General features: G+C 61.4%; 16 protein-coding genes. All 16 read left to right on the top strand.

Annotation, left to right across the window (positions count from 1 at the left end; translation table 11 throughout):
• Positions 1-69 precede the first annotated feature (69 nt).
• The 16 genes from H7B67_RS19005 to H7B67_RS19080 all read left to right on the top strand — a co-directional run bounded on the left by H7B67_RS19005 (position 70) and on the right by H7B67_RS19080 (position 19,575).
• Positions 70-288, top strand: a complete 219-nt coding sequence (locus H7B67_RS19005) for a hypothetical protein (RefSeq protein ID WP_185121437.1) — start codon at positions 70-72, stop codon at positions 286-288.
• A 174-nt stretch (positions 289-462) separates the two neighbouring features.
• The gene (gene addB / locus H7B67_RS19010; protein WP_185121438.1) at positions 463-3,990 is read left to right on the top strand and encodes a helicase-exonuclease AddAB subunit AddB; all 3,528 of its coding nucleotides are present in this window, start codon (positions 463-465) and stop codon (positions 3,988-3,990) included.
• Positions 3,987-8,063, top strand: coding sequence for a UvrD-helicase domain-containing protein (locus H7B67_RS19015; RefSeq protein WP_185121439.1), 4,077 nt, complete (start codon positions 3,987-3,989; stop codon positions 8,061-8,063). Before addB ends, H7B67_RS19015 begins: the two co-directional genes overlap by 4 nt.
• 109 nt (positions 8,064-8,172) lie before the next feature.
• Positions 8,173-8,775, top strand: coding sequence for a BTB/POZ domain-containing protein (locus H7B67_RS19020; RefSeq protein ID WP_185121440.1), 603 nt, complete (start codon positions 8,173-8,175; stop codon positions 8,773-8,775).
• A gap of 102 nt (positions 8,776-8,877) precedes the next feature.
• The gene (locus tag H7B67_RS19025; protein WP_185121441.1) at positions 8,878-9,219 is read left to right on the top strand and encodes an HIT domain-containing protein; all 342 of its coding nucleotides are present in this window, start codon (positions 8,878-8,880) and stop codon (positions 9,217-9,219) included.
• Positions 9,220-9,359: 140 nt separating this feature from the next.
• Positions 9,360-9,533: a 30S ribosomal protein S21 gene (gene rpsU, locus H7B67_RS19030; protein ID WP_080840534.1), complete on the top strand. Its 174-nt coding sequence runs from the start codon at positions 9,360-9,362 to the stop codon at positions 9,531-9,533.
• Positions 9,534-9,547: 14 nt separating this feature from the next.
• Positions 9,548-9,991: a GatB/YqeY domain-containing protein gene (locus tag H7B67_RS19035; protein WP_185121442.1), complete on the top strand. Its 444-nt coding sequence runs from the start codon at positions 9,548-9,550 to the stop codon at positions 9,989-9,991.
• Positions 9,992-10,151: 160 nt separating this feature from the next.
• Positions 10,152-11,573: an NfeD family protein gene (locus tag H7B67_RS19040; RefSeq protein WP_245363470.1), complete on the top strand. Its 1,422-nt coding sequence runs from the start codon at positions 10,152-10,154 to the stop codon at positions 11,571-11,573.
• Positions 11,574-11,631: 58 nt separating this feature from the next.
• A complete protein-coding gene (gene floA / locus H7B67_RS19045; protein WP_185121443.1) occupies positions 11,632-12,621 on the top strand; it encodes a flotillin-like protein FloA in 990 nt (329 codons plus the stop codon).
• A gap of 5 nt (positions 12,622-12,626) precedes the next feature.
• A complete protein-coding gene (locus tag H7B67_RS19050) occupies positions 12,627-13,223 on the top strand; it encodes a hypothetical protein (RefSeq protein ID WP_185121444.1) in 597 nt (198 codons plus the stop codon).
• Between the two features lie 443 nt (positions 13,224-13,666).
• Positions 13,667-13,963, top strand: coding sequence for a sporulation protein YqfC (yqfC, locus tag H7B67_RS19055; protein WP_185121445.1), 297 nt, complete (start codon positions 13,667-13,669; stop codon positions 13,961-13,963).
• Positions 13,964-14,161: 198 nt separating this feature from the next.
• Positions 14,162-15,379, top strand: coding sequence for a sporulation protein YqfD (yqfD, locus tag H7B67_RS19060; RefSeq protein ID WP_185121446.1), 1,218 nt, complete (start codon positions 14,162-14,164; stop codon positions 15,377-15,379).
• A gap of 6 nt (positions 15,380-15,385) precedes the next feature.
• Positions 15,386-16,360, top strand: coding sequence for a PhoH family protein (locus H7B67_RS19065; protein WP_185121447.1), 975 nt, complete (start codon positions 15,386-15,388; stop codon positions 16,358-16,360).
• A gap of 16 nt (positions 16,361-16,376) precedes the next feature.
• Positions 16,377-18,653, top strand: a complete 2,277-nt coding sequence (locus H7B67_RS19070; protein WP_185121448.1) for an HD family phosphohydrolase — start codon at positions 16,377-16,379, stop codon at positions 18,651-18,653.
• Positions 18,650-19,195: an rRNA maturation RNase YbeY gene (gene ybeY, locus H7B67_RS19075; RefSeq protein ID WP_185121449.1), complete on the top strand. Its 546-nt coding sequence runs from the start codon at positions 18,650-18,652 to the stop codon at positions 19,193-19,195. The genes H7B67_RS19070 and ybeY overlap by 4 nt, the downstream gene beginning before the upstream one ends.
• Positions 19,192-19,575, top strand: coding sequence for a diacylglycerol kinase family protein (locus tag H7B67_RS19080; protein ID WP_245363468.1), 384 nt, complete (start codon positions 19,192-19,194; stop codon positions 19,573-19,575). Before ybeY ends, H7B67_RS19080 begins: the two co-directional genes overlap by 4 nt.
• Positions 19,576-19,585: the final 10 nt, after the last annotated feature.

Consider the following 19,585-nt stretch of genomic DNA (forward strand, 5'->3'; position numbering starts at 1 on the left):
AAACCTGTAACTTTCTTAATCTCTCTCTTGTAATCTTAAGATACGGTTACGACGATGAGGGGGATTAAGATGACGGACATTCTGCATTTCGGCAGTCGCACGGTGCCGTTGCTGAATAGAGCCAAACGTCTGGAGAGCAGGCGGCTGCTGCAGGAACGTATGAAGGAAATGACGCTCGACCTCGAATTCCGGCGGAAGTGGAAAAAAGTGACGAACGTGGAATTGTGGTCCGATGCGGCGATCTTCAAGTTCTCGGACGGCACGAAGCTGTATCTGAACATTTCTTAAACATATAAGCTAACAATTAGTGAATCGACGGGTGCCGGGGCATCCGTCGATTTGTTTTTTTCTAAACGGAGGCTAATAGCCGACGGATGCAATCGAACGTGTGTGCGCATGGTCTCCTTGTGTTACAATAGAGTCTATCAGGTTGACCGACAAGACCGGGAGGTAGAGGAATAGATGACGCTTCGGCTAATAACGGGACGTTCCGGAAGCGGCAAGACCAGGGCGTGTCTCGACGAGATTCGCGAGCGGCTGAAGGAGAACCCGGACGGCCCTCCCCTCCTGTTGATCGTGCCCGAACAGGCGACGTTCCAGGCGGAATCTGCCATGGTGGCGACGAAGGGACTCCATGGCTTCCTGCGGGCGCAGGTGCTTAGTTTCCGCCGGCTGGCTTTTCGCGTCATGCAGGAGACGGGCGGGCTGGCGAATATACCGATCAACGAGAACGGGAAGGCGATGCTGATCCACAAGGCTTTGCAGCGGCGGCGCTCCGAGCTAAGGCTGTTCCGTTCGGGAGCCTCGGCCGGCGGGCTCGTCTCCAAGCTGGGAGATCTGTTCACGGAGTGGAAGAGATACGGCAACGACAGCGGGAAGCTGCTGGAGTCGACGAGGGCGGAGGGGAGCTTCGCGCTGGACGAAGCGCCTCTGCTGGAGGACAAGCTCCACGATTTGACGCTGCTGTATCGGGAATTGGAAAAGGAGCTGGCCGGCAAATGGATGGACGGAGAGGACGCTTTGGCCCGGCTGGTGGAAGGAGCCGCGAACGCGCCGCTTCTCGAAGGCGCCGAGGTGTGGCTGGACGGCTTTCACGGCTTCACCGAGACCGAGTACGAGGTCGTCGGGGCGCTCCTTCGCCGGACGAAACGCGTCTCCGCGGCTCTGTGCCTGGATCGCCCCTACGAAGCGGGCGAGCGCCCGGGCGAGCTCGAGCTGTTCCACCCGACGGCGACGACGTCCGCCCGGCTATGCGAGCTGGCGGAACAATCCGGCGTCGCGATCGAGGCGCCGCTCGTCCTGAAGCCGCCCGTGCTTCCGAGGTTCGCGGGCAGCCTGGTTCTCGCCCATCTGGAGCTGTCGTACGGCGAGCGCCTGGCATGGAACGGAGATAGAAGGCTTCTGCAGCCGGACGGGGCGCTGTCGGTTCACGCGGCGGCGAACCGAAGGGCGGAAGCGGAAGCGGTCGCGAGGGATATGCTTCGCCGAAGAAGGGCGGGCGAAGTCCGGTGGCGGGACATGGCGGTTTTCGTTCGCAATATCGAGGATTACGCGGACCTTCTCGGACAGGTTTTCTCCGATTACGAGATTCCGTACTTCCTCGACGGCAAGGCGGCGGTCGCCCACCATCCGCTCGTCGAGTTCGTCCGTTCCGCCCTCGAGACCGTCTTGTCGGGCTGGAAGTCCGATCCTCTCTTCCGCTGCGCGAAGACCGATCTGCTCCGGCAGGCGGGAGAAGCCGTAACCCGCGAAGACGTGGACAAGCTGGAGAATTACGTGCTGTCCGCCGGCATCGAAGGCTGGAGATGGCACGACGACCGGGTCTGGCGGCCGCTAAGCGGCTCGGATCTGGAAGCCGAGGAGCAAGGCGGCGGAGAAACGCAGATGGAGCGGTTGATCAAGATTCGCGACGCCCTGCTGGCTCCTTTGCGCCGAATGGAGCAGAAGCTGAAGAAAGCGGCCACGGTGACGGAGCTGTGCGTCGCGCTATTCGAGCTGCTCGAAGAGACGGAGGCGGCAGACCGGCTCGAGCGCTGGAGCGCCCAGGACGAAGCGGCCGGGCAGCCGGGCAAAGCGAGAATGCATCGGCCGCTGTGGGACGGCGTCATGGAATTGCTCGATCAGCTCGTCGAGATGACGGGAGAAGAGCGTCCGGATCTTCCGCTGTTCGTCGGAATGGTGGACGCGGGGCTGGAGCAGCTCAAGCTGGGGGCGGTGCCTCCGGCGCTGGACGGCGTCCTGATCGGCAGCCCGGAGCGGACCCGCTCCGATCGCATCTGCGTGCTTTACTTGCTCGGGGCGAACGACGGCGTCATGCCGCAAACGATCCGCGAGAACGGCTTGCTCTCCGAAGAAGAGAGAGAACGCCTCGGGGATTCGGGAGTTCGAATGGCTCCGGGCGCCAAGCGCCGGCTGCTGGACGAGAGATTCCTCGCGTACTGGACGCTGACGACGCCTACCCGCCATCTCTGGATCAGTTATCCTATGGCGAACGAGGAAGGCCAAAGCTTGCACCCTTCGGAGATCATCCGGCATTTGAGAAAAAGGTTCCCGGGCTTGCCGGTAGGCTCGCTGTCCGCCGAGCCCGTTGCCGGCGACCCGGACTCCAAGCAGCTGGAGTTCGCCGTCTATCCGGGGCGCTCGCTCACCTACCTGGTCTCCGCGTTCCGCCACTGGAGACAAGGGGGGGAGCTTGCGCCGGGCTGGTGGTCGGTCTACCGCTGGCTGAGCGAGCGGGAAGAATGGCGCCCGAAGCTCGGGAAGCTCCTGTCCTCCTTGCTTTACCGGAACGACGAAGAGCCGCTGACGAAGGAGACAAGCCGTCTGCTCTACGGAGACCGGCTGCTCGCGAGCGTCTCGCGGATGGAGCGGTTCGTCTCCTGCCCGTTCCGGCATTTCTCCTCGCATGGGCTGCGCCTGCGCGAGAGAAGGCTGTATCGGATCGATGCGCCCGACATCGGGCAGCTGTTCCACGCCGCGCTCCGGCAAACGACCGAGAGGCTGTTCGCGGAAGGGCCGGCGGCCATGGACATGGCCCGTTGGCAAAGCGAAGCGGCCGCGGCCGTGGAGCGGCTGCTGCCGAAGGTCCAGTCGCAGATCCTGCTGTCCTCGCACCGGCATCAAGCGATGGCGCGCAAGCTGAGGGACATCGTCTCCCGGGCTTCGGCCATGCTCGGAGAGCAGGCCAAATGGTCGGCATTCCGTCCGGTCGGCCTCGAGGTCGATTTCGGGCCGACGGGAACGCTGCCTCCGCTCTCCCTCGACCTGGGCAACGACCGCTGGATGGACATCGCGGGACGAATCGACCGGGTCGACGCGGCGCCGTCCCAGGACGGGGTTCTGCTCCGTATCATGGACTACAAGTCCGGCGCGGTCAAGCTGAAGCTGGACGAGATCGCCTACGGGCTATCCCTGCAGATGCTGACCTACCTGGACGTCGTCGTGTCCCACGCTCCGAGCTGGCTGGGGCTTCAGGCGAGCCCGGCGGGCGTGCTTTATTTTCACGTGCACAATCCTTTGATTCATACCTTGAACGGATTGTCGCGGGGCGATGCCGATCAAGCGATGAGGAAGGAGTTCCGCATGCAAGGGCTCGTGCTCGCCGACGGGGACGCCGTCACGCTGATGGACGAATCGCTCGCGGACGGGGGCAAGTCGACGATCGTGCCGGTCGAATTCAAGAAGGACGGCTCCTTCTCGTCGCGTTCCCAGGTGGCGGACGAACGCCAGTGGGGAGTGCTGCGGAGATCGGTGAGGAAAAGCATCAAGACGATCGGCAAGCGGATCGTCGAAGGGGACGTCTCGATCGCTCCCTATCGGCTTGACAAGCGCAGTCCGTGCCAGATGTGCGAATTCCGGCCGGTCTGCCAATTCGACGGCCAGATGGAGGGCAATTCTCTCCGCCAGCTGCCGAAGCCCGGCAGCAAGGAGCAGGCATGGCAGTGGCTCGAAGGGAACGGAGCGGCCGAGGAAGAAGGAGGAAGGACATGAGGAACGCCCGATTGGAGGCGACGTACAACAAGCCGGAGGGAAGCCGCTGGACGGACGAGCAATGGGCGGCGATCGCGGCCGGCGGCACGAACATTCTCGTCGCGGCGGCGGCGGGCTCCGGCAAGACGGCGGTGCTCGTCGAGAGAATCATCTCCCGGATCGCCGACGAGCGGCGGCCTCTCGACGTGGACTCCCTTCTCGTCACCACTTTCACCAAGGCGGCGGCCGCGGAGATGAAGGAGAGAATCCGGCTGGCGCTCGAAGAAGCGCTCGACCGCGATCCCGAGTCCGAGCATCTGCGCCGGCAGCTCGCGCTGCTTCCGCGCGCCTCGATCACGACGCTGCACTCGTTCTGCATGGAAGTGATCGAGAAGTACGCGCCGCTTATCGGACTCGATCCCGGCTTCCGGATCGCCAACGAGACGGAGGCCGAGCTGCTGCGGATGGATACACTCGACGCGCTGTTCGAGGAACGATACGAGAGCGAAGGGGAGAACGGGCCGCTCGCCCGGCTGGCCGATCAGTACGGCGGCGAGCGAAGCGACGAGCCCCTGCACGGCCTCGTGCTGGAGCTGCACGAATTCGCGCGCAGCCATCCTTGGCCGGAGTGGTGGCTGAGGGAGACGGCCGCCGGCTTCCGGGTCTCCGGCGCGGAGGAGCTCGCATCGTCCGTTTGGGCGGCCAGCATGAGGCAAGCGGTGGAACAGGCGCTAGAGGGGGCGTTGGCGCTGCTCGCGAGCGGCCGGGAGATCGCGGACGGTCCGGCGGGCCCCGCGCCTTACGCGGAGACGCTGGCGAGCGACATGGATGCGGTCGCCGGGGCTCTCCGGGCGGTTCGAGGCTTGCCGTGGGAGAGCTGGAACGCGGCGTTCGCGGCGATCTCCTTCGGCAGGCTGAAGCCTTGCCGCGGAGAAAGCTACGATCCCGAGCTTCAGGAGCGGGTCAAAGGGCTGCGCGACGAAGCGAAGAAGACCGTCGCGAAGCTGGCGGAGGAATGGTTCGTCCGCACGCCGGAGCAGTATGCGGAGGAGCTGAACGCCATCGCGCCGGACATGGCGGAGCTCGCCGAGATCGTCATCGCCTTCGGCGAACGCTACGAGGAAGCGAAGCGGGAGCAAGGGCTTCTCGACTTCGGCGATCTGGAGCATTACGCTTTGCGGGTGCTTCGGGACGAGTCCTCGTCTCCGGAGAGAACGATCCCGTCCGCGGCGGCGCTCGACTATCGCGAACGGTTCGCGGAAATTCTTCTGGACGAGTATCAGGACACGAACGAGGTGCAGGAGGCGATCGTCTCGTTGATCGCCAAGGAATCGCCGGGCAACGTCTTTATGGTAGGGGACGTGAAGCAGAGCATTTACCGCTTCCGCTTGGCCGAACCCGGATTGTTCCTCGCGAAGTACAAGAATTACGACGTATGGACGCCGCGCCGGGAGGACTTGCACGCCGTCCTGCCGGAGATGCCGGAGACGGTGGAGTCGGCGGAGTCGGCTGCGGCATTGGAGGCGCCGGAAGCGGCGGATTCGGCCGAGAGGGCAAGGGCGGCAGCGACGGTCGTTCTGGGTGAAGGGGACTCGGAGGAAGCGGCGGCCGGCGGGATCCGTCCCGCTCTCCGCGGGCTGCGGATCGACCTCGCCCGCAACTTCCGCAGCCGAACGCGGGTCGTGGATGCGGTCAACCATGTTTTCCGCCTCATCATGCGGGAGAAGGTCGGGGAGATGGATTACGACCGCCGGGCCGAGCTGATTTACGGCGAAGGATATCCGGCGGATGAGGAGACGGACGGCTCGCCCGGGTCCCCGCATTCGGTCGAGATGATCCTGCTGCAGTCCCACGGCCAGGTCGGCGCCGGAGAAGCCTCGGAAGAGGAAGCGCCGGAAGGGGCCGCGGCGGACCCGGAACGGGAGGCGGGGATTCCGGAGGAAGAGCTGGAGACCGTTCAGCTCGAAGCCCGCTGCATCGCCTCCGAGATCAAGAGGCTGATGGGCCATTCGGGAGAGAAGCCGTTCACCGTCTATGACGGCAAGAACAAGCTGTACCGCCCGCTCGCGTACCGGGATATCGTCATCCTGCTGCGGGCGGCGACTTCGCTGTCGCCGGCCATGCTCGACGAGCTGAAGGCGGCCGGCATCCCCGCGTACGCGGATCTCGCGACCGGCTATTTCGCCGCTACGGAAGTGGACGTCATGCTCTCCTTGCTGCAAGTAATCGACAACCCGGACCAGGACATTCCGCTCGCCGGAGTGCTGCGCTCGCCGATCGTCGGCCTGTCCGCCGAGCTTCTGGCGAAGATTCGCATTCAGGATCGCCGGGGCACGTTCTACGAAGCGGTCCGAGCGGCGGCGTCCGAATCGCCGGAGGCGGAGCTGGCCGAGCGTCTAACCGACTTCCTTGCGTCGGTGGACCGCTGGAGGAGCTTCGCCCGCAGAGAGGCGCTGGCGGAGCTGCTCTGGCTGCTTTACCGGGAGACGGGCTACTACGACTTCGTCGGCGGTTTGCCCGGAGGCGTCCAGCGCCAGGCGAACCTTCGCGCCCTCATCGACAGGGCACGCCAATTCGAGACGAGCTCGAGCTCGCGGGGGCTGTTCCGATTCCTCCGCTTTCTGGGGCGAATGCGGGATACCGGAGCCGATCTCGGCGCCGCCCGCGCCCTCGGCGAGCAGGAGGACGTGGTCCGGATCGTCTCGATCCACAAGAGCAAAGGGCTGGAATTCCCGGTCGTGTTCGTCGCGGGCTTGGGCCGCTCGTTCAACAAGCAGGATCTGAACGGCCTATTCTTGAAGCATAAGAAGCTCGGCTTCGGCCCGAAGCGGGTGGAAGCCGAGACGCGCGTCGCGTATCCGACGTTCCCGCAGCTGGCCATACGCCGCAGGCTGAAGGCCGAGATGCTCGCGGAGGAGATGCGGGTTCTGTACGTGGCGCTTACACGTCCGAAGGAGAAGCTGATCCTGATCGGAACGACGAAGGACGCGGACAAAGAATTGAATCGCTGGCGGGAGCTTGCCAACTCTTCGGAGAACGGGCTGCCCGACTATGCGGTCGCCTCCGCCAACCGGTACTTGGACTGGGTCGGTCCGGCCGCTACGCTCGCCGCCCGTTCCTGGAAGCTGCCCGGCGACGATAGAGGAGAGGACGGAGAAACGGCGGGGCCGACCGGGTGGCATTGCCGGGTCGTTCCGGCGGCCGCCTACATGCGCGCGCCGGAACCTCCGCCGACGCCGGACACCGGGGAGCAATCGGCCTGGAATCTCGTCCTGGAGCTGAAGCCCGTTCCGGTTCCGGCCTCGGAGGCGGGAGAGAGAGCCTACGAGGCGCTGTCGTGGGTCGACCCGCATCGCGAAGCGACGCAGCTCGCGGCGAAGACCTCGATCACGGCGCTGAAGCGTCAATTGCTCGAGTACGACAGACCCGGCTCGGCAGCGGAAGCTGCGGAGCAAAGCTTATCCGAGCAGGACGAGAGCGAGGAGCTGCGCCTGAACGCGGGAGAAGACCTGCCGGCAGTGTCGCTGACTTATCGCCTGCGAAGGCCGAAGTTCCTTGGCAACCGTTCCTTGACGCCCGCCGAACGCGGTTCCGTCGTCCACCTTGTCCTTCAGCATCTGCCGCTGAAGCCCGGAACGGACGCTTCGGACATCGAACGGCTTCTTGAGCTTCTGATCGAGAGGCGGATCGTAACGGACGAGCAGCGCCGGGCCGTCGATCCCTCGATGATCGCCGCCTTCTGCCGGACGCCGCTGTACGAGCGGATGTGCCGGGCCGGCAAGCTGTGGAGAGAAGTGCCGTTCAGCTACGGGCTGCCGGCTCCGTCCGCCTATCCGGCGGCAGGGAGCGGAATCGAGGAGGATACCGTGCTGATCCAAGGCGTCATCGACTGCCTGTTCCCGGAGGAGGACGGACTCGTTCTGATCGACTACAAGACGGACAACGTTTGGAACGGGGCATGGGAGGAAGCGGCGGAGAAGCATCGGTTCCAGATCGAGCGTTACGCGGAAGCGATCGCGGCGATTCTCGGCCGGCCGGTCAAAGAAGGCTACGTCGTCTTCGTGGACGGAGGCGAATGCGTGCGATTGCTGTAAGCGATCGCGGACGGGCGCCGTCCGGCTAGCCGAACGTACCTTGAAGCGCTATAATCCTTACTAGTAGATGAACCAAGCCGCGCGCAAGCCGGCTCGGAAGGAGAACCCCATGTCAGGCAAGAGAAAACTCGCAGTTCCGATTCTTCTTATCGCGATGACAGCGATGGCGATTTTGATCGTTCTGCTGTTCTCCAAGGTGCTTTTAAACGATCAAGCTTCATCGACCGACCGCGGCATTCGGCTGGCCGAGCAATACGAGCAGTGCCAAGCCTATGCGGCCGCGCTGCAGGGCGGAACCGAATCGCTAGCCACGGCGGATACGGCGGCGGACAGGCTTCCGGCCGCGGCGCAGCTGGGGCAGCTTGCTCCGTTGGAAGAGGGATGCGCGGAAGTGCTGTCGCGAAAAGCCGTCAATCCGGAAAATGACGAAGAGGCGGCCAAGCAGTCGATCTTGGCGGATTTGGAGAAAATCCGCGCCGCCGCGCAGCAAATCGGTCTTCATGAAGGCCCCGCAACCGATGAGGAGCAAGCGGCGTTGGCCAAGCTGCGGGCAGGCGGAGAAGAGCTTGCCGGAATCTTGGGCCAATACACGGTTCCGGCGGAGGGAGACCGCTACCGGCAGATGGCGGCCGGCGTCGATTGGACGAAGCCGGCGGCGGACGCGGCGCTTCGGATTCGTGAGCTTGCGGAATCTCTTCCCTCGAAGGGATAATCCGGAATTCCCGCCGAAGCCGCAGCCCCGTCCGTTGGACGAGCGGCACCCGATTGCGATATGATGAGGGCAAACGATGGAACACAGATGGAGGTTAGAAGCGTGGATTGCCTTTTCTGCAAAATTATCGAAGGATCGATTCCTTCCCGCAAGGTTTACGAAGATGAATTCGTGTATGCTTTCGAAGACATTCAGCCTCAAGCTCCCGTTCACCTTCTCGTCATTCCGAAGAAGCACATCCCCTCGATGAACGAGGCGGAACCGGAGGATGCGGAGCTTCTCGGACGCGTGCTGCTGGCGGCCAAGAAGGTGGCGCACGACGCGGGACTGGCCGACAGCGGCTACCGTTTGATCAACAACATCGGCAAGGACAGCGGGCAAGTCGTCTTCCACATTCACGTCCACGTACTCGGCGGCGAGAAGCTGGGCGCCCTGAACGCGTGACCCGACGATCGGCTCGAATCGTTCCAGGCCAAAAGGAAATAAAAACGAAATGGGCGAAAGTTGACACCTCTACTTTTCATCACCTATAATGAAGTTTGATAACCGTGTGTTGTGGTCTGTTCCGGAGGGAGGGATAACTGGTGTCCGAAACAAAAGTTCGTAAAAATGAAACACTCGACGCTGCACTCCGCCGCTTCAAGCGTTCAATCGCCAAAGATGGCGTTCTCGCGGAACTGAAAAAACGCAAGCACTACGAGAAACCAAGCGTTAAGCGGAAGAAGAAGTCCGAAGCCGCACGTAAACGCAAGTTCTAGGAGGAATCCGCATCATGAGTCTCGCGGAACGTTTGAACGAAGACATGAAGCTGGCGATGAGAGCGCAGGATAAATTCAAGCTCTCCACGATTCGAATGGTTCGTGCGGCGGTCAAGAATCAAGAAATCGATTTGCGCCGCCCGCTTGAAGATAGCGAAGTGCTCGACATATTGAGCCGCGAAGTCAAACAACGCAAAGATTCCCTCCAGGAATTTCAGAAGGCCGGCCGTGATGATTTGGCTACCGACTTAGCCGCAGAAATTGACATTATCGCTCAATATCTTCCTCAACAGCTGACCGAAGAAGAAATCAAAGCTATTGTTATGCAGACCATTCAAGAGACCGGTGCTTCTTCCAAGGCGGATATGGGGAAGTTGATGGGAGCATTGATGCCGAAGGTGAAAGGACGCGCCGACGGCAAGCTTATCAATCAGCTCGTCCAACAATTTCTGCAGTGATTTCTCGCAAACAAACGAAGCACTTCCTAGCGATAGGAAGTGCTTTTTCCATGTCTTGGATGTGTCCAAATTGTGAAAATCGTATGGAACCAAGGCGCTCTAATGTTCGTATACCTTTGTAATGTCGGAAAAAAATACATAGGCAGAGGGAGGGGTGCGATTGCTAAGGAAGATAAGGCCTGCGATTGGCGGACGGAGTCGAACATTCGCGCTCGCGTTTATGCTGTTGCCGCTGCTGCTGCTTATGCTGCCGATTTTCGCATTAAGCGAGGCGAGCGCGTCCGAAGGAGCGGCAACGGCGGAGTCGAAGCTCGTGCCGGAGAATGACGGCACGGGCACCGTCTACGTCGTTCCCGTCCATTCGACAATCGAGAGAGGGATGGCGTCATTCCTGGATCGGGCGATCGCCGAAGCGGAAGAGGCGAAGGCCGCTCTGCTCATCCTTAGGATCGATACGCCGGGAGGAAGCTTGCTCAGCGCCGACGAGATCGGCAGAAGAATTTCTTCCGCGAAGGTTCCGACCGTCGCGTTCGTGGAAGCGAAAGCGGCCTCGGCGGGAGCCTATCTGGCGCTGAATGCCGATCGAATCGTGATGGCGCCGGGCTCGACGATCGGAGCGGCGATGGTCGTCGACTCCAACGGCGACGCGGTCGAAAATCCGAAAACGGTGTCCTTCTGGGCCAGCGAGATGAAGTCGGCGGCGGAGAAGAACGGACGAAACGGTACGATCGCGGTCGGCATGGTCGATCCCCAGCAGATTGTCGAGATGAAAGAGATCGGCCGAACCAAAGAGAAAGGGCAGATCATCTCGCTGACGGCCAACGAAGCGCTTCAGGTCGGCTATGCGGATAAAATCGCCGGTTCGGTTCAAGAGGCGGCCGAGTGGGCCGGCATGGATCAATTTACGACGGTGAACGTGAACCCGACTTTCGCGGAGAAACTGTCCCGCTGGCTAACCTCGGATTTTATCTCGACGGTGCTGATGATCGTCGGGCTTGCGGGCATCTTCATCGAGCTGTTCGTTCCGGGCTTCGGGGCGCCCGGCATTACGGGAATCGTCGCCTTCGCCTTGTATTTCTTCGGACAGTACGTGGCGGGCTTCGCCGGATCGGAAGCGATCGTTCTCTTCGTTCTGGGTCTTCTGTTCCTTCTGCTCGAGATGTTTATTCCGAGCTTCGGAATCCTCGGCATTCTCGGCGTGGCCGGCGTCGCGGCGGGAATCGGGATGGCCGCTTACGACACGGGGGACGCGCTCCAGTCGCTTGGAATCGCCGTTCTGGTCGCCGCCGTCATCGTTGCCGTTGTCTCCTACCTTTTCCGCAGAAAAGGAATTTGGAACCGGCTCGTGCTTCGCGAGCGGTTGACGAGCGACGAAGGCTTCATCCCCGACGCGGGCCGCGAGATTTGGGTCGGCAAGACGGGAGTGGCGGTATCCCCGCTGCGGCCGTCAGGCACGGCGGAGGTGGACGGAACGAGAATCGACGTCGTCTCTTATGGAGATTATATCGAGCCCGGAACGCGAATTCGGGTTATGGAGACGGACGGGACGAGAATCTTGGTCAAAAAAGAATCGCCGGAGTAAACCGGTCGCGGTATGCTAAGATGGACGTAAAAACGAACGAACCTATCGGAGGGATCCTATGGATTGGAATATCGAACTTCTCGTAATCATCGCCCTGGCTTTTATCGTGCTCTGCGTGTTCCTGAGCTTCTTCCCGTTTATGCTCTGGATCTCGGCCTTGGCGTCCGGCGTGCGGATCGGAATCATCACGCTAGTCGCGATGAGGCTGCGCCGCGTTACCCCGTCGCGGATCGTCAATCCGATGATCAAGGCGACCAAGGCGGGATTGGGACTCTCGATCAACCAACTGGAGAGCCACTTCCTTGCCGGAGGCAACGTGGACCGGGTCGTCAACGCCCTGATCGCGGCGCAGCGCGCCAACATTCCGCTTGAGTTCGAACGCGCGGCGGCGATCGATCTCGCGGGGCGCGACGTGCTGCAGGCGGTGCAGATGAGCGTCAACCCGCGCGTCATCGAGACGCCGGTCGTCTCCGCCGTGGCGAAGGACGGCATCGAAGTGAAGGTCAAGGCGCGGGTGACGGTTCGCGCCAACATCGACCGCCTCGTCGGCGGCGCCGGCGAAGAGACGATTATCGCCCGAGTCGGCGAAGGCATCGTCAGCACGAACGGTTCGGCCGATTCCCACAAGGACGTGCTCGAGAATCCGGATCTGATCTCCCGCACCGTGCTGGCCAAGGGGCTGGACGCCGGAACGGCGTTCGAGATTCTGTCCATCGATATCATGGACGTCGACATCGGCAAGAACATCGGCGCCAATCTCCAGACCGAGCAGGCGGAAGCCGACAAGCGCATCGCCCAAGCCAAGGCGGAAGAGCGCCGCGCGATGGCCGTCGCCCAGGAGCAGGAGATGAAGGCCCGCGTCGTCGAGATGAGGGCGAAGGTCGTCGAGGCCGAGTCGGAGGTTCCGCTCGCCATGGCCGAAGCGCTTAAGGGCGGCAATCTGGGCGTCATGGATTACATGAACTTGAAGAATATCGAAGCGGATACCCAGATGAGAGGCTCAATCGGCAAGTCCGACCCTAGCCGCGGTGACGGCAGAGAAGGTTGATCGGGATGGAGCGGCTAATCGAGTTTCTCCTGGGCAACATCTATTACGTGGTCGTGGTCGTCGGGTTGATTTACGCGATGTTTTTCCGCAAATCCCCCGACGACGCCAAACGTCCGAACCGCATGCCGGACTTCGGAGGGGGAGGGCAGCGCCGGGAGCGCCCGCAGGGGCCTCCTCAGCGTCCTCGGAGGCCGGGCGAAGCGCCGGCCGGGACGAAGCCGCAGGGGCGGCCCGCGGCGCGTCCGGAACGCGAAGAGCCGCGCGGCGGGCTTCCGGGCCGGCAGGACGCGCCGGCTCCCGCGCGTACGGCCGAGCCGGCTTATGAGCCGGCGCCACGGCCCGCGGCTTCGCCGTTCGAGGCGCCCGCCTACGGGGAGCCGGCTCCGGCCGTGCCTGCGGCGCTCGCTGCGGCTCACGCGTCGCAGGCCCGCGCTGACGGCCCGAGTCCGTTCGCCGAGGAGCGCCCGGCGGCCTCGTCCGCGAGCCCGGTTTACGCGCCGTCTGCGGGCGGGCTGCAGCCATCGCGCGAAGACTTGGCCCGGGCGATCGTCTGGTCCGAGATTCTCGGACCTCCTCGCGCCCGCAAGCCATTTCGCCGATAACCGGTGAGAATTGGCATCGCATCGTATCCCTGCCATGCCAGGAATTGTATTTGGAAGTCCGGCATAAGCGGGACCGGTTCGCGGATATTTACTATCGAGCAGAGCTTCTACTGGGAGCTCTGTTTTATTTGCGATAGAACCTATTGCCGATCACCGACGCGCCAAGCGCCGCAAGATCGCCCGCAGTAGAGTCGTGGTTACCCAAGTGACGAGTAACTTTCCTCCAACTTTTCCGCCAACCGCCGAAACTAACTCGTCTATATAAGTCCTTTTTCCCAATCTACCGTCCTTCCAATCCTCTATTCGACTCCCCTGAAGGTACGCAAGCCGCTTCGATCCAAGGGTAGTTCCCCATTGGTCATTTTTGCCATGCGCAGGCCGAGGCCGGAGCATGATCCCGCATAAAGCCGCATAAGGTGTAAGGTAAAGGAGGGAGGCGCGTCATGCCGCGAGTTGTCCGCAAGCTGCGCAATTGGACCGCGCGCATCCTCGACTTACCGCAGGACGTCGTGCTGAACCTGCCGCGGATCACGATGATCGGCGGCATTCAGATGACCGTGGAGAATCACCGGGGCGTTCTTCATTTCTCCCCCGAATCCCTCCGTCTAGCCATGGAGAAGGGGGAATTGGAGATCACGGGGAACGAGCTGGTCATACGCAACATCGGAGCGGAAGAGGTTTTCGTAGAGGGGACGATAACCGGCGTCAAGCTCAGCGCGGGAAGCAAGAAGAATCCCTGAGCGGCCTGACGGCGGACGACTTGCTTGATAGATTCCAGCGGGCAGAGGAGATCGGCGCCGGAAGCGAACAGGCTTGCCGGCCCGTTCGATTCGAATGGCATGGGCGGAGACGACCTCCGGGCAAGAGGCGGAAGTCTCGCTTCCTTCCATGACCGGACAAGCCTCCCGGCCCGATCTCGATAAAAGGATGTGGGAGCGATGAAAGGCAGCTGGTTTCAATACGCGAAGGGCTTTGTAAGGGTCAAGCTGTACAAAGGGGACGCGGAGCAATTCCTGAACGAAGCGGTCAAGCAGCGCGTGGAGCTGTGGGACCTGAGCTTCGAGCGAGAAGGCAAGCTGATCTTCTACGTGTCGATTCCCGATTATTTCCGACTGAGGCCGCTGCTGCGGGCCGTGCGGGGGCGAAGCCGCGTTCTGGAACGGCACGGGCTGCCCTTTCAGATGGCGCGACTTGCGCGGCGCAAAACGTTCGCCGCGGGAATGCTCGGTTTCGTGGTCGCCTTATACTTGATGTCGACGCTCGTCTGGGACGTCGAAGCCGAAGGAACGGCGACCATCTCGGAGGAGCAAATCCTTGCCGCGGCCAGGGCGGAAGGGGTTCGCCCGTTCCAATGGTCGTTCCGCCTGGGAGAAACGACGGAGCTGGCCGATCGGATCGCCCAGCGGCTTCCGAACGCGACTTGGGTCGGAATCGATAAGCAGGGCACCAAGCTCGGCATAACCGTGATCGAATCGAGCCGCCCCGAGCAGACCAAGCTTCAAGGGCCTCGCGATCTGGTCGCAAGCGCGGACGCGGTCGTCACGCGGATCGTCGCCGAGAGCGGCCGTCCCAAGGTCGCGAGGAACGACCGCGTGCGCAAAGGCGACGTGCTCATATCGGGCATCGTCGGCGAAGGCGAACGTACGCAAGCCGTTATCTCCAAAGGAGAGGTGCGCGGGCTGGTCTGGTACGAATTCAAGATCGAGTCTCCCCTCGAGCGGGAAGTCAAAGCTTACACGGGAGAAGAGATCACGAGAAAATATTGGCTTATCGGCAACAGAGCGCTCCAGGTAACCGGATACAAGGGGCCGACCTTCGCGATGTCGGATACCCGCGCGGCTTACAAGAAGCTGAGGCTGGGACCTTGGACGCTGCCGTTCGGAAGCGGAATCGAGAAGGAGAAGGAAGTCGTCGTCTTGAGCGACCGCTTGTCGGAAGAAGAGGCGAAGAACGCGGGTTTGGCGCAAGCCAGGCTCGAACTGTTGGCGAAGTGCGGCGAAGGGGCGGTCATCAAGGCGGAAAAACTTTTGCATGAACAAACGGAGAATGGTAAAGTGGTGATAAATGTTCTGTTCGAGGTGGAACAATCCATCGCGCTCGAACGTCCCATAATCCAATATAACGTTCCACAGATGAATGTCGAGCAGGGGGAATGAGGCTTTTTGTCGGACACCAAGCAAATCATCGCGATACCACTCCGCAACGCGGCGGAAGGGCTGGCCCTATTCGGTCCCCAGGACAAGTTCCTGCGGATTATTCAAGAGGAATCCGAATCGCTCATTCATTCTAGAGAAGCGGAGATCATGATCGAAGGTCCCGAATCGGAGGTCCGATCTCTCCAGCAATTGTTCGACACCCTTCTTCAGCTCATCCGAACGGGTCTGCCGCTCGGGGAGCGGGATGTCAGATACGCTTACGAGCTTGCGCGCGAGATGAAAGCGGACGAGCTCCTGTCCTTGTGGAGCGGCGAGATCGCCACGACCTACAAAGGCAAGCCGATAAGCCCCAAGACGCTGGGACAACGCCATTACGCGACGACGATCCGCAAGAAGGACATCGTGTTCGGCATCGGCCCCGCCGGCACGGGCAAGACGTACTTGGCCGTCGTGTCGGCGGTCGCCTCGCTGAAGGCCGGCAAGGTAAAGCGAATCCTGCTAACCCGTCCGGCCGTCGAGGCGGGCGAGAACCTGGGCTTCCTGCCGGGAGATCTTCAGGAGAAGGTCGATCCGTATTTAAGGCCGCTGTACGACGCGCTTAACGACGTGCTTGGCGCGGACGGCGTGGCGAAGGCGATGGAACGCGGACTGATCGAGATCGCTCCGCTCGCCTACATGCGCGGCAGGACGTTGGACGATTCCTTCGTCATTCTCGACGAGGCCCAGAACACGACTCCCGAGCAGATGAAGATGTTTCTGACGCGGCTGGGCTTCGGCTCGCACATGGTCATAACGGGAGACGTCACGCAGATCGATTTGCCGAAGGGCAAGAAGTCCGGACTCATCGAAGCGCAGAGAATCCTGCGCAATATTCCGGATATCGGGATCGTGACCTTCTCGGAGCAAGATGTCGTTCGGCATCCGCTCGTCCAGAAGATCATTCTCGCTTACAACGAGGATCATCAAGAATCACAAGCGTAAAGGAGAGGAACGCCGGATGAATCGGAAACGAAGCGGCCCGGCGGGCATGCCGTCATCCTTTAAAGCGGGGGGCTGGAAGCACAGCGGGGCAGTAAGGATCATCTTGCTGCTTCTGTTCGTGCTGCTTTTTTACGTGAGCTTGGCTCCGCGCCTTGTCCCCGAGACCTACGATATCGCCTTGAACAGCAAAAGCGAGCACGAGATCAAAGCGCCTCACCAGATCGTAGACGAGAAGGCGACGCTCGAAGCGCAGGAGAAGGCGGCGGAGAAGGTCGATTCCGTCTATTCCAACGTAGGCCTTCATAACGAGCTGCTTATCGACGAGATCTTGATCCGGATCGACCAGTTGAACCAGGACGACCAGGTCACGACTCAGGACAAGGTCGATATCTACCGCAGGGAAATTCCGGAGAGACTCGACCAATATATCAGCAGCTTCATTCAGTCGAACTCCAATTCGACGGCTTATTCCGCCAATTTGCTGGCGGAGATGAAATCAGTCGTCGAGGAGCAGCAATACAGCATCCCGGAAGAGACCTTCTACAAGATGCCGAAGCTGACTTCGGAGCAGATCTCCGAGATGCGGACGGTAAGCCGGGAGATCGTGCGGAAGGTGTCCGGGGAATCGATCGCCGACGCGGAGACCGCCAGAATCACCGTACCGGAGCTTGTCAACGCAAGCTCCTTGTCGCAGAGGGCGGAGCGGGAGATCGTGCAGGAGCTGGCGCGCTTCGTCATTACTCCGAACAAGTTCTACGACAAAGACGCCACCGAGGAGGCGAAGGTCCAGGCGAAGCAGAATACGCCGGCCGTCGTCATCAAGCAAGGCGACCCGATCGTCAAAGCGGGCGAGGTCATCACGCAGGATATTTACGACCGTCTGGACAGTCTCGGCTTGCTGAAGGAGGAGAAAAACTATCTTCCGCAGCTAGGCGTCTTCCTATTGTCCCTATTGTTCGTGTCGGCTCTCGTCGGCTATCGGGAGTTCATGGCGGCGCTTGCTTCTTCTTCGTCCCCGACGACGGGCAAGCGCAGCAACGTGCAGTGGCTGATGCTGCTGCTGATATTCGCGCTGAATCTACTTTTGATGCATCTCGTCGCGCTGGCGCATAGCGAGAGATGGCCGTATATCGCATTCTTGGCTCCGGTAGCGCTGGGCAGCATGCTTGTCACGCTGCTGCTCGACATGCATCTCGGCATCGTGAGCGCGATATTGTTCTCTTGCCTTTCCAGCATCATTCTGAACGTAGGGCAGGAGACCGTATTCGACTTCCAATACGGCTTCGTTACCGCCGTCGTCTCGTTTGCGTCCGTGTTGGCGATCCATCGCGCCAGCCAGCGCTCCTCGATCCTGAAGGCCGGCGTCATGGCGAGCCTGTTCGGGTCCATCGCCGTCGTCGCCCTGCAGCTCGTCCAGTCCGACGTCGAACAGGGACAAATGCTGCAGACGGTCGGCTTCATGCTCGTCAGCGGGCTGTTTACCGCCGTTCTGGTCATCGGATTGATGCCGTTCTTCGAGCTTACGTTCGGCATTCTCTCGGCTCTTAAGCTGGTGGAGCTGTCGAATCCGAATCATCCCCTGCTCCGCAAGCTTCTAACGGAGACTCCAGGCACCTACCATCACAGCCTGATGGTCGGCAACCTGTCGGAGGCGGCGGCCGAGGCGGTCGGCGCGAACGGCTTGCTCTGCCGGGTAGGCTCCTTCTACCACGACGTCGGCAAGACCAAGCGGCCGTCGTATTTTATCGAGAACCAGAACGGCGGCGCGAATCCGCACGACAAGCTGGATCCGAAGGTGAGCGCCTCGATCATCATCGCGCACGCCAGAGACGGGGCGGAGATGCTCCGGCAGCATAAGATTCCGAAGCCGATCCGCGATATCGCGGAGCAGCATCACGGAACGACTTTCCTTAAATTTTTCTACTACAAGGCCGTCAAGCAGGCGGAAGCCCAGGGAGTGGAGAATCAATGGACGGAGGACGATTTCCGCTATCCGGGGCCGAAAGCCCAGTCCAAGGAAGCGGCGATCGTCGGCATCGCCGACAGCGTCGAGGCGGCCGTCCGCTCGCTCGATCACCCGACGGTGGATCAAGTCGAGGCGATCATCGCGAAGATTATCAAGGACCGGCTGGACGATCAGCAATTCAATGAATGCGATTTGACCATTCGTGAGATGGATAAGATCGCGGAGACGCTCAAGGAGACGGTGATCGGCATGTTCCATTCGCGGATCGAGTATCCGGACGATAAATCGCTCAAATCACGCGGAGACGCAAAGGAGCAACAGGAATGACCTTAACTTTGGAATGGTATGACGAGAGAGAAGGCTCCGACGAAGCGAAGGAAGCCGGCTGGAAGGAATTGCTGGAGCGGCTGCTGAAGCTGGCCGGCGAGTCCGAAGGGGTGGAGGCGGGCGTCGTCTCGCTCACCCTGACCGACGACGAGGGCATCCGCGAGCTGAACCGGGAGCATCGGGGGCTCGACAAGCCGACCGACGTCCTGTCGTTTCCGATGAGGGAACCGGGCGCCGACGAGCCGGAGATTCGCTACGACGACGACTACGAGACGGTCGAGGAAGAGCTGGACGGGGACGACGGGTTGGAAGCGGACGGCTTCGATCCTTTCGCCGAGATGCTCGGCGACATCGTGATCTCGGTGCCGAGAATGCACGAGCAAGCGGAGGAGTACGGGCATAGCGCGGATAGAGAGCTCGGCTTCCTCTTCGTCCACGGCTTCCTGCATCTGCTCGGCTACGACCACATGACCGAAGAAGAGGAGAAGACGATGATCGCCAAGCAGGAAGCGGTCTTGTCGAAAGCGGGGTTGTCCCGTTGAACGGGAGACGTAAATGGAATCGGAATGAGCGGGAATCGTTCCGCCATTCGATCGAAGGCATTGCCTACACGATGAAGCATGAGTTCCATATGCGCGTTCATGCCGCGGCGACGGTCGTCGTTCTCCTGGCGGCCGTCGCTCTTAAGCTGCGATCGGAGGAGTGGCTTTGGCTGCTCTCCGCCGTTGCGGCGGTTTGGGTGACGGAGCTGATGAATACGGCGATCGAGAGAACGGTCGATCTGGCGTCGCCCGGCGAAAGCGAATTGGCTAAAATCGCCAAGGATACGGCTGCCGGAGCGGTGCTCGTTGCTTCGATTTACGCCGTTGCGGTAGGGTCGATCGTTTTGGGACCGCCGTTGTGGGAGAAGCTGTTCGGTTGAAGGAAGACCC

This window comes from Cohnella thailandensis (assembly GCF_014212135.1).
Classification (GTDB): domain Bacteria; phylum Bacillota; class Bacilli; order Paenibacillales; family Paenibacillaceae; genus Cohnella; species Cohnella thailandensis.

Bases quoted from the DNA above. Each gene is read 5' to 3' on its own strand.
- H7B67_RS19005 (WP_185121437.1), top strand. From the start codon at position 70: ATGACGGACATTCTGCATTTCGGCAGTCGCACGGTGCCGTTGCTGAAT.
- addB (WP_185121438.1), top strand. From the start codon at position 463: ATGACGCTTCGGCTAATAACGGGACGTTCCGGAAGCGGCAAGACCAGG.
- H7B67_RS19015 (WP_185121439.1), top strand. From the start codon at position 3,987: ATGAGGAACGCCCGATTGGAGGCGACGTACAACAAGCCGGAGGGAAGC.
- H7B67_RS19020 (WP_185121440.1), top strand. From the start codon at position 8,173: ATGTCAGGCAAGAGAAAACTCGCAGTTCCGATTCTTCTTATCGCGATG.
- H7B67_RS19035 (WP_185121442.1), top strand. From the start codon at position 9,548: ATGAGTCTCGCGGAACGTTTGAACGAAGACATGAAGCTGGCGATGAGA.
- floA (WP_185121443.1), top strand. From the start codon at position 11,632: ATGGATTGGAATATCGAACTTCTCGTAATCATCGCCCTGGCTTTTATC.
- H7B67_RS19050 (WP_185121444.1), top strand. From the start codon at position 12,627: ATGGAGCGGCTAATCGAGTTTCTCCTGGGCAACATCTATTACGTGGTC.
- yqfC (WP_185121445.1), top strand. From the start codon at position 13,667: ATGCCGCGAGTTGTCCGCAAGCTGCGCAATTGGACCGCGCGCATCCTC.
- yqfD (WP_185121446.1), top strand. From the start codon at position 14,162: ATGAAAGGCAGCTGGTTTCAATACGCGAAGGGCTTTGTAAGGGTCAAG.
- H7B67_RS19070 (WP_185121448.1), top strand. From the start codon at position 16,377: ATGAATCGGAAACGAAGCGGCCCGGCGGGCATGCCGTCATCCTTTAAA.
- ybeY (WP_185121449.1), top strand. From the start codon at position 18,650: ATGACCTTAACTTTGGAATGGTATGACGAGAGAGAAGGCTCCGACGAA.